The sequence below is a fragment of the Desulfovibrio sp. genome (assembly GCF_041907885.1).
GTDB lineage: Bacteria > Desulfobacterota > Desulfovibrionia > Desulfovibrionales > Desulfovibrionaceae > Desulfovibrio.
In genome coordinates this window covers 1-9,105 of sequence record NZ_JAYRGM010000037.1, presented here as the reverse complement: position 1 = coordinate 9,105, position 9,105 = coordinate 1, and the positions used below count along the sequence as shown (strand labels likewise).

Sequence of the window (9,105 nt, the reverse complement as noted above, 5' to 3'; positions counted from 1 at the left end):
CGTTTACGGGCCGCAAGTAACAGAAATGCAAATGTCAGATCGTACATGCGCCTGCTAGGGCGCAGCTGGTAAGAGAGCCTTACAGGCGCATATGAAAAACCCCCGGCTATGCCGGGGGATATTTATTCGTTGGGACATATAAAAGGACATACAAACGTATTTGGGTCTACACCAAAGACGGGGGCAAGCCCTTCAACGGGGGTCTACACCCAAGACGGGGGCAAGCCCCCTTGATGGCTTTGCTCCACGGCCAGCAAGGCCAAAGCGGCCAGCCAGTGCAAGCCGTCAGCACAAGCCGCCAGTGTAAGCCAGCCTGCTGCCCGCTGCGGGCAATGGAAAAACAAAAACGGCCCGCCTGCTCCAGGAGCTAGCGGGCCGTTTGGCGTACAAACAAAGATTAATCCCTGTCGTCTTCAGCGCCACGGGGCTTTCTGCCCCATTTGTCGGGGTGCGTAAAGCGCTTGCCGCCGCCACCGTTGCCGCCGCCGTTGCCGCCTTCACGCGGGTTGCGCGCCGGATAGCCAGGGCGCGGGCCACGGGGCGCACGCGCGCCAGGGCCAAAGCTTTTACGCTGGTACGAGCCACCGCCGCCCGTGTCCTGCTTGGCGGCCACGCGGGTTCCGGCGATAAACACACCCCGGTTGAGCACGGCCAGCACGTCGTCGGCAAGGTCGCTCTGCACTTCCACAAGGCTAAAGTGCTTCTGAATGCTGATAGCGCCGATGCTGCGGCCAGCAATGCCGCATTCGCCGGTGATGGCACCCACCATTTCGCCGGGCGAAACCTTGTGCGCATGGCCCACATTGATGTGCAGGCGCGTCATGGGGGCCTCGTTGCGGCGCGGGCGGCCATCGCGGTCGCCCTGGCGGAATCCATCGCGGTCACCCTGGCGATAGCCGTCGCGGCCATCGCGGCCAGGGCGGCGGGGCGCTTCGGCCAGCGGGTCAACTTCGGGCACGTTGGTGGCATCGCCAAAATCACGCTGCATCAGCAGCTTGAGCAGGGCGGCGGCCACATCGCGGCTGGTGATCACATCGTCGGCAAACTGCTCGCCCAAAAAGTCCTCGACCATCTGCATGCAGCTTTCAAGCGCACCGGCGGTCAGTGTGGCGCGCACTTCGTCCAGCAGCCGCGAGGTGCGGATGTTGGCCACATCGCGCAGCGAGGGCAGCCTTTCCTGCTGAATGCGGGCCTTGGTGTGGCGAATGATGTCGCGCAGCTTGTGCTGTTCGCGCAGGGTCACAAAGGTAAATGCCTTGCCCACGCGGCCCGCGCGGCCCGTGCGGCCAATGCGGTGAACATAGCGTTCGGCATCGTGCGGAATGTCGTAGTTCACCACGGCATCCACATCGTCCACGTCAATGCCGCGCGCGGCCACGTCGGTGGCGATGAGAATATCGAGCCCTTCACCGCGAAAGCGCTGCATGACCCTGTCGCGCTGCGACTGGGCAAGGTCGCCGTGCAGCCCGTCGCTCTGGTAGCCGCGCTGTTGCAGATGGGCGGTCACTTCGTCCACGCTGCGCTTGGTAGAGCAGAACACAAGGGCCTTGCGAAAACCCTGGGCGTCCAGCACGCGGCACAGTGCGTCCATTTTCTGGTGCGGGCGCACCTCGTAATAGACCTGCTCGATGGCGGGCACGGTGAGGGTTTTCTGGGCAATGGCCAGCATTTCTGGTTCGCGCAAAAAGCGCTTGCTCAGCTGCAAAATGGCCGGGGGCATGGTGGCAGAAAAGAGCACGCGCTGGCAGTCTGCGGGTGTCCGTTCCAGAATGGCTTCTATATCTTCGCGAAAGCCCATGTCGAGCATTTCGTCTGCTTCGTCGAGCACAATGGTGGTCGCGCCGCCCAGGCGCAGGGTTCCGCGTTGCAGATGGTCCATCACGCGGCCCGGTGTTCCCACCACCACCTGTACGCCGCGTTCGAGGGCGCGCAGCTGGCGTTCAATGGCCTGGCCGCCGTAAATGGGCAGAATGGCCACGCCGCGTTTGCGGGCGGCAAGCTTGCTGAGCTCTTCAGCAACCTGAATGGCCAGTTCGCGCGTGGGGCAAAGCACCAGCGCCTGCACATCCCTTGCGGGGGTGAGCTTTTCGAGAATGGGCATGCCGAAGGCGGCTGTTTTGCCCGTACCTGTCTGGGCCTGCCCAACCGCATCGCGGCCAGTCAGCAGAAAGGGTACGGCAAGCACCTGAATGGGAGAGGGCTCTTCAAAGCCCATATCCTTAACGGCCTGCAACAATTCCGGGGACAAATTAAAATCTTCGAACGATGGGGACATGCTGTTCCTGTACATAAAAAATTACTTGGTAGCGTACCATAGCCTCATACACGCCAATGCACAATGCCTCATCCGCCCCAGATGGCGGCTTGCAGCAACGTAATTGAAAAAATCCTGTCCAAAAGCCGCCAAGTTCAATGGCTATTCTTTGCGGCCGTGTTGCAAAAAAAGTTTACGCTGTGTGCTGCGCAGGGTAAATGGCCTGTTGACCTGACCGCAAGCCCCTGTAGGATGTGCGGGCCAGCGATGGCATAATTTGCCAGCTCTCAGGAGAAACCATGTCCTGTATACAGACAAGCGGTCTGGCCTACGGCCAGATACGCTACAGCGATCTGACCGTGGAAGGCGGCAAGGCCACCTTTATCACCGGCCCCAGCGGCAGCGGCAAAAGTACGCTTTTGCGGCTCTTTAACAAAACCATTGCGCCCACGGCGGGATCGGTGCTGTACCACGGCCAGGACATGGACGAAATCGACAGCATCACCCTGCGGCGTGAGGTTCTGCTGGCCGGTCAGTCTGTATTTCTTTTTGACCGCAGCGTGGGCGAAAATTTTGATGCCTACTGTGAAGCCAGGGAATCTGCGCCTCTTTCAACAGCAGAAAAAGAAAATTTTCTGCGCCTGTGCTGCGCCAACTTTCATCTCGATGCCCCCTGTGTGCACCTTTCTGGCGGTGAACGCCAGCGCGTGTTTCTTGCCATCTGCCTTTCGTTTCTGCCCAAGGTGCTCATGCTTGATGAACCAACCTCGGCGCTTGATCAGGAAACCGCCGAGCGGTTCATGACGCAGGTGCTGGATTTTTGCCGTCAGCGCGGCATGACCGTGGTTGCCGTAAGCCATGATCCGGCCCTGACAGCGCGGCACGCAGAAAATGTTATCAGCCTGCGGGCAGAGGTGGAATAGCCATGAACGGTGTAGCCCAGATTCAGTTAGGCTCGTTTTTGCTCGTCTATGTGCTTTTGCTTGTGGTGCTGGGCATCATGAAAAAATGCCGCATCAACCAGACCAAACTGCTGGTGCTGGCCAGCGCGCGCATGACCCTGCAACTTATTGCCGCAGGCTATGCGCTTACCTTTCTTTTTGAGCACCCGCACCCTCTGCTCACCATGGCCTATCTGACCGTGCTGGTGTTTTTTACCATCTATCTGGTGCTCTCCCGCAATAAAAGACTCAACCCGCGCTTTCGTGTAATCGTGTCTGTATCCATTGCCAGCTGCGGGCTGGGGGTCATCGTATTTTTCGTTACCTGTATTGTCGGGCAAAGCCTGTTTGACCCGCAATACATGATACCTATCAGCGGCATGCTCATGGGCAATGCGCTTACGGGCGTATCGCTGGGGCTCAAGTCGTTCTGGAACGGCCTTGAGGGGCAGCGGGCGCGCGTGGAGGCTCTGCTCAACATTGGTGCAACACCCGAAAAGGTGCTTTTTCCCTTTGTGTGCCAGGCGCTGGAAACGGCCCTCGTGCCCACGCTCAACTCCATGCTGGGCATGGGCATAGTTGTGCTGCCCGGCATGATGACAGGTCAGATACTGTCGGGCACAGCACCTACCACGGCCATTCTGTACCAGATCACCATAATGGTGGCCATTTGCGCCTGCGTGTGCCTGTGCTGCTTTTGTTCGCTGTATTTTGGCTACAGAACGCTGTGGAATGCCCAGAAGCAGCTGACATTCTAGGCTTTGGCAGGCTGGGTGAGCACGCTGCGCAGGGCGGCCTCCAGCTCTGGCTGACGAAAGGCATAGCCCGCAGCCTGTAAACGCAGAGGCTTGGGATTTTGCCCCGAAAGCAGCAGTTCGTCGGCCATCTGTCCCAGCAGCAGGCGCAGCACAGGGGCGGGAACCGGCAACCACGAGGGGCTGCCGCATACCTTGCCCAGGGCGCGGGTGAATTCGCTCATGCTGGGGGTGCGCGGCGCGCAGATATTGAACGCACCCGCCAGGTCGGGCCGTTGCAGCAGCATGGACACAACCCCGGCAATATCCTCAAGGTGCGTCCAGCAGAAGGGCTGGCGGCCAGAGCCCAGTGGCCCGCCCACATGCATGCGGAAGGGCGGCAGCATGCGCTCGATAAAACCGCCGGGCGTGCCATCTGCCTTTTTGCCCAGCACGGGAGCAAACCGCAGCACGCAGCGGCGCACCCCAAGGGCCTCGACAGGCACGGTGCTTTGCTCCCACTGGCGGCAGGTATCGGCCAGAAATCCCTTGCCCGAAGGCGCGTCTTCGTCGCAGGGGGGCGCATTTTCCTGCCACAGGCCGTAATACCCGCTGGCAGAGGCCTGCAACAGCGTTGCGGGCAAGGGGTGCGCCTGTTCCCTGCGCATGCGCAGGGCAACGCACAGCGCGCGCCCCGTTTCTACTCGGCTGTTCACAATGGCCTGCTTGCGCTCGTCCGTCCAGCGGCCCCCGCCAATATTTTCGCCCTGCAAGTTTATGATGGCGTCAATGCCGTCCAGCAGACCAGACAGGGCCGCGCCGTCCCAGCCGTTCCACACCACGCGGCGGGGGCCATTGCCACCCTTGCCCGCGCTGCGTGAAACAACGCTTACCTCGTACCCCTCGCGCATCAGCGCAGCGGCAACGTACCGCCCCACAAAGCCCGTGCCGCCCAGAATGAGAACATGCATGCTAAGCCCCCTCTGTTGTGCGAACCGAAGTGTGCAACTGACGCAAAAATCGTGTGTGCTTTACCTTACACCTGTTGCGGGTCAATAGGCAATTTTTCTCTGCCTTTGGCCCCGGCTGCGGCCTGCGGGGCAAAAATCTGCATGGCAATACGTATGAATTCCCTGGTGGCTGGCGACATGCGGGCCGTATCCGGCACGGCCAGCGCCACCGCGCGCAGGGCAGCCGGGCGCAAGGGTTTTTTTACATAGGCCTGCGTGGTTTCGGGCGGCAGCGCCGATTCGGCCACAATGCTGACGGCATCGCCCCGCGCCACGGCGGCGATGGTGCTCACAAGCTGCAACGAACGGCAGTGGATGTCTGGCTGTAGCCCAGCCGCATGGAACAGCCGCGCGATGATGTCCTCTGACCCGGCCCTGGTCATGGCAAAGGGGCTGGCGCACAGGTCGGCAAGGGTTACAGAGCGTTTGCCCGCCAGCGGGTGCGCTGTGGGCAATAGCGCCACCAGCTGATCCTGCATGAGAAAGAATGTGTCGAAGCGTTCGTTGGGCAGGGTGACAAAACCCACATCCACCCGGCAATCGGCCAGCCACTGCGCCACCTCGTTGTCAGGGCCTTCATCCACATGAATTTCAATGCCGGGGAAGGCCGCGCGGTATTTTTCGAGCACCGGGGGCAGCAGACGCAGCGATGCCGTGGGGCCAAAGGAGCCGATGCGCAACGTGCCGCGCTTCATGCCGCGCGCGGCAGAGGCCTCTTGCCGCATGGATTCTGCCAGCCCCAGCATGGCCTGTGCCTGACGCAGCAGACGCGCGCCCACATGGGTGAGTTCCGGATTTTTGCCACGGCGCAACAGACTTACGCCAAATTCCTGCTCCAGAGCCTCGATGGCGTGCGATACGCCCGATTGCGAAATGCCCAGTTGCAGAGCCGCCGCCGTAAACCCCCGGCATGCTGCCACGGCAGAAAATATTTCAAGCTGGGTGAGGGTCATTGTGTCGCTGCCATGAGTTTTTGTTCATTTAACTATGAATAAATATGGGCGTAAGTGTATGCGAGTAAGCCCGCATGGGCAATGGCGCGGCCACGCATATCTATGGGCCGCTGAACGCATACAGCTTCAAGGCAGCAGAACAATGGCAAATATGGCAGATGGAAAGGGCGGGAGAGCGGGGGATGTTTCGGTATATGTCAGGCTGGCGCTGGTGGCTGTGGCCTGGGGGGGAACCTTTATTGCGGGCAGAAGCCTGGCCGGTGTTGCGCCCATGTTTTCGGCCTGCCTGCGCTTTGTGCTGGCCTCGGCTGCCCTGAGCCTGTTTTTGCTGCTTTCTGGCAAGGGGTTCAGGCGGGTAAACGGCCAGCAGGCCCTGGTGGTAACACTGCTGGGTTTTTGCGGCATTTTTTCGTACAGCTTTTTCTTTTTCAGCGGGTTGCAGCACATCAGCGCCTCGCGTGCGGCCCTTATTGTAGCGCTCAATCCTGCCGTGATGACCCTCATTGCCTACCTGTTTTACAGGGAGCAGATCACCGTGCTCAAGGTGCTGGGTATTGTGCTGTGTTTTTGCGGCGTGGCCCTGGTTGTGGGCGGGGGCGACCCGCAGGGGCCAGCGGGCAGGCCAGTGGGCGGGCCAGCGGGCGGGCTGCCGGGCGGAGGCGGCTGGCTGGGCGAGGCACTTATTGGCGGCTGTGTGTTGAGCTGGAGCGCCTACAGCGTGTTTTGCAAATCTGTGGTGCGCCAGCTGGGGCCGCTGCACACTGTTACCTATTCCATCTATGCGGGAACCCTCATGCTGCTGCTCTACGCCGCAGCCACAGGCGTTCTGGATGTGGCTGCGGTGTGGAGTTTTAGCCCGGCAGAGACCGCAAGCCTGCTCTACCTTGGTGTGATTGGGTCTGCGGTGGCCTATATCTGGTACTACGACGGCATCCAGCAGATCGGTGTGGCCCGGGCCAGCGTGTTTATCGCACTCAATCCTCTTTCGGCGGTGCTGTTTGGCGCGGCCTTGCTGGGCGAGCAGATGACCATTGCTACCCTGTTTGGCGGGGTGCTGATTATCAGCGGCATAGTGGTTGAAAACCGGCAAAGTGCCGCAGCAACACTGCCGGAGCAGCCCGCTCAGTCCAGAGGTTGAGCTACGCCCGGCTGGCATGAACAGCCTGCACCGTCCAGAATCCCCGCTTTTTTTTCAAAGTCCAGCTGCTCCCGACCCCAGGCGTACAGTTCTCCCAGGGCCGGGAGCAGTTTTTTGCCGCGCTCGGTGAGGGAGTATTCCACCCGTGGGGGAACCTCGTTGTACTGCCTGCGGATAACCAGACCGTATTCTTCCAATTCGCGCAGGCACTTGGTCAGCATCATGTTGGTGACGCCCCGCACGCTACGTTTCAGTTCGTTGTAACGCACGGTTTCCTGATCAGCCAGATGCCACAGAATAGGCAGCTTCCATTTGCCCCCAATGCGCCTGAAAACATGCAGGATGGGGCATTGGGTCTTGTCGTCATACAGCCCGGCCGAGGGTGATGCGGAAGTTTTTGGCATGGTATGCTCACAAAAAAGTAGGGAAGAAAAAAATGCGTACTTGCGAAAATATTCTTAGAGCAGCTATACATGGTCGTCAAGCGGTACCTGACAACACACCAGCTTACCCAAGGAGACAATCATGAAAATTTACGCCATAAACGGTGGCCCAAGAAAACAGCACAATACGGCAAAGCTGTTGCAGGCTGCGCTGGACGGCGCGGCGGCAGCCCCCTGTGCCGAAGCCGTTGAAACCGAGATGATCCATCTGTACGACCTGAACTACAACGGCTGTGTGAGCTGTTTTTCGTGCAAGCGTAAAGGCGGCAAAAGTTACGGCCACTGTGCGGTCAAGGACGACCTGACCCCCGTGCTGGAAAAGCTGGCGCAGGCCGACGGCGTCATCTTTGGCAGCCCCATCTATTTTGGTAACATTACCGGCAAGCTGCGCAGCTTTTTTGAGCGCCTTATGTTTGCCTATTTTGTGTATGACGAAAATTACAGCTCGCTTGCGCCCAAGCGCATGCCCACGGCATTTGTGTATACCATGAATGTGGACAGCGCCCTGATGGAACAGTACGGCTACCGCCAGAATCTTCAGGGCATGGAAATGTTTGCTGGCCGCCTGTTTGGCGAGCCGCAGGTGATGCACGCCTGCAATACCTACCAGTTTGACGATTACAGCAAGTATGAGTGCGAGCGTTTTTCTGAATCGGAAAAAGCCGCCTACCGTGACGCGTATTTTCCGCAAGAGCTGGAGGAAGCCCGCAAGATTGGTGCGGCCATGGTTGCTGCCAGCAAATAAAGCAGCATAGCAGTTTTGCTGGTTGCCCCTTGCCAACGTAAAAGCCCCCGTCTTGCAACGGGGGCTTTTCATATCTGCTCTTGGGCAAAACTTTGCGGGCTATGCGCCCAGATAGGCTGCCTTGATTTCGGGCGTGTCGGCCAGTTCAGCGGCAGAACCTTCGGCAACAATGGCCCCAGTGTCGAGCACATAGCCACGGTCGGCCACCTGAAGTGCCAGGCGGGCGTTCTGTTCCACCACAACCACGGTCAGGCCCTCGCTGTTGAGCTGCTTGAGCGTGCGGAACATGTCGTACATGAGCAGGGGCGAAAGACCCATGGAGGGCTCGTCCAGCAGCAGCACAGAGCAGTTGGTCATGAGGGCGCGCCCCACGGCCAGCATTTGCTGCTCACCGCCAGAGAGCGTGTCGCTGCGCTGGTGCATGCGCTCCTTGAGGCGTGGAAAAAGCTCAAAAACCTTGTCCACGTCCTTCTGGATATTGTTGTCCTTGCGGGTCCATGTGGCCAGCTTGAGGTTTTCGCTCACCGTGAGGTTGCCAAAAATGTGGCGGCCCTCTGGCACAAGATCCATCTTGAGGCGGGCCACAACGTGGTGGGGCTCGGTTTTCAGAATGGATTCGCCGTTAAAGCGAATGTCGCCGCTGATAACCGTGGGCGATTCCGGCGGCGTAAGGCGCATGACGGCCTTGAGCGTGGTAGACTTGCCCGCACCGTTGGCCCCGATAAGAGTAACAATTTCGCCCTTATTCACGTGAAATGAGATGCCGTGAAGGGCTTCAATCTTGCCATAGCCGGCGTAGAGATTTTCAACTTCCAGTAGCATCACACGTTCTCGTCGCCCAAGTAGGCCTTGATGACATCGGGGTTGGACTGAATTTCCTGCGGCGT

General features: G+C 59.6%; 10 protein-coding genes. 4 read left to right on the top strand and 6 right to left on the bottom strand.

The annotated features are described in order from the left end of the window. Nucleotides 1-397: 397 nt before the first annotated feature. A complete protein-coding gene (locus tag ACE3NW_RS11905) occupies nucleotides 398-2,275 on the bottom strand; it encodes a DEAD/DEAH box helicase (RefSeq protein WP_374283677.1) in 1,878 nt (625 codons plus the stop codon). A 278-nt stretch (nucleotides 2,276-2,553) separates the two neighbouring features. Here ACE3NW_RS11905 and ACE3NW_RS11900 point away from each other — a divergent pair, with 278 nt between their 5' ends. Further along, nucleotides 2,554-3,177, top strand: a complete 624-nt coding sequence (locus ACE3NW_RS11900; protein ID WP_374283674.1) for an ATP-binding cassette domain-containing protein — start codon at nucleotides 2,554-2,556, stop codon at nucleotides 3,175-3,177. 2 nt (nucleotides 3,178-3,179) lie between these two features. After that, nucleotides 3,180-3,953 carry an ABC transporter permease gene (locus ACE3NW_RS11895; protein ID WP_374283672.1) on the top strand — a complete coding sequence of 258 codons (774 nt, stop codon included), beginning with the start codon at nucleotides 3,180-3,182 and terminating at the stop codon, nucleotides 3,951-3,953. On the opposite strand, the gene ACE3NW_RS11890 is transcribed toward ACE3NW_RS11895, so the two are convergent. Next, complete coding sequence (locus ACE3NW_RS11890; protein WP_374283670.1) at nucleotides 3,950-4,900, bottom strand: TIGR01777 family oxidoreductase; 951 nt, start codon at nucleotides 4,898-4,900, stop codon at nucleotides 3,950-3,952. The genes ACE3NW_RS11895 and ACE3NW_RS11890 overlap by 4 nt on opposite strands. A gap of 65 nt (nucleotides 4,901-4,965) precedes the next feature. Then, nucleotides 4,966-5,892: a LysR family transcriptional regulator gene (locus ACE3NW_RS11885; protein WP_374283669.1), complete on the bottom strand. Its 927-nt coding sequence runs from the start codon at nucleotides 5,890-5,892 to the stop codon at nucleotides 4,966-4,968. A 151-nt stretch (nucleotides 5,893-6,043) separates the two neighbouring features. Between ACE3NW_RS11885 and ACE3NW_RS11880 the strand changes: the two genes are divergently transcribed. Further along, the gene (locus tag ACE3NW_RS11880; protein ID WP_374283665.1) at nucleotides 6,044-7,030 is read left to right on the top strand and encodes a DMT family transporter; all 987 of its coding nucleotides are present in this window, start codon (nucleotides 6,044-6,046) and stop codon (nucleotides 7,028-7,030) included. Here ACE3NW_RS11880 and ACE3NW_RS11875 read toward each other — a convergent pair. Further along, nucleotides 7,015-7,434, bottom strand: a complete 420-nt coding sequence (locus ACE3NW_RS11875) for a winged helix-turn-helix transcriptional regulator (RefSeq protein ID WP_374283663.1) — start codon at nucleotides 7,432-7,434, stop codon at nucleotides 7,015-7,017. The genes ACE3NW_RS11880 and ACE3NW_RS11875 overlap by 16 nt on opposite strands. Nucleotides 7,435-7,555: 121 nt before the next feature. Between ACE3NW_RS11875 and ACE3NW_RS11870 the strand changes: the two genes are divergently transcribed. Beyond that, entirely contained in the window at nucleotides 7,556-8,218 is a 663-nt protein-coding gene (locus tag ACE3NW_RS11870) for a flavodoxin family protein (RefSeq protein WP_374283661.1), read from the top strand. Nucleotides 8,219-8,317: 99 nt separating this feature from the next. Here ACE3NW_RS11870 and ACE3NW_RS11865 read toward each other — a convergent pair whose 3' ends face one another. Both ACE3NW_RS11865 and ACE3NW_RS11860 read right to left on the bottom strand, forming a co-directional pair. Next, on the bottom strand, nucleotides 8,318-9,040 hold the full coding sequence (locus ACE3NW_RS11865) for an ABC transporter ATP-binding protein (protein ID WP_374283681.1): 723 nt from the start codon (nucleotides 9,038-9,040) through the stop codon (nucleotides 8,318-8,320). Beyond that, nucleotides 9,040-9,105 (bottom strand): hypothetical protein (locus ACE3NW_RS11860; protein ID WP_374283679.1); only part of this gene is annotated, 66 nt, incomplete at its 5' end. The genes ACE3NW_RS11865 and ACE3NW_RS11860, both read right to left, overlap by 1 nt.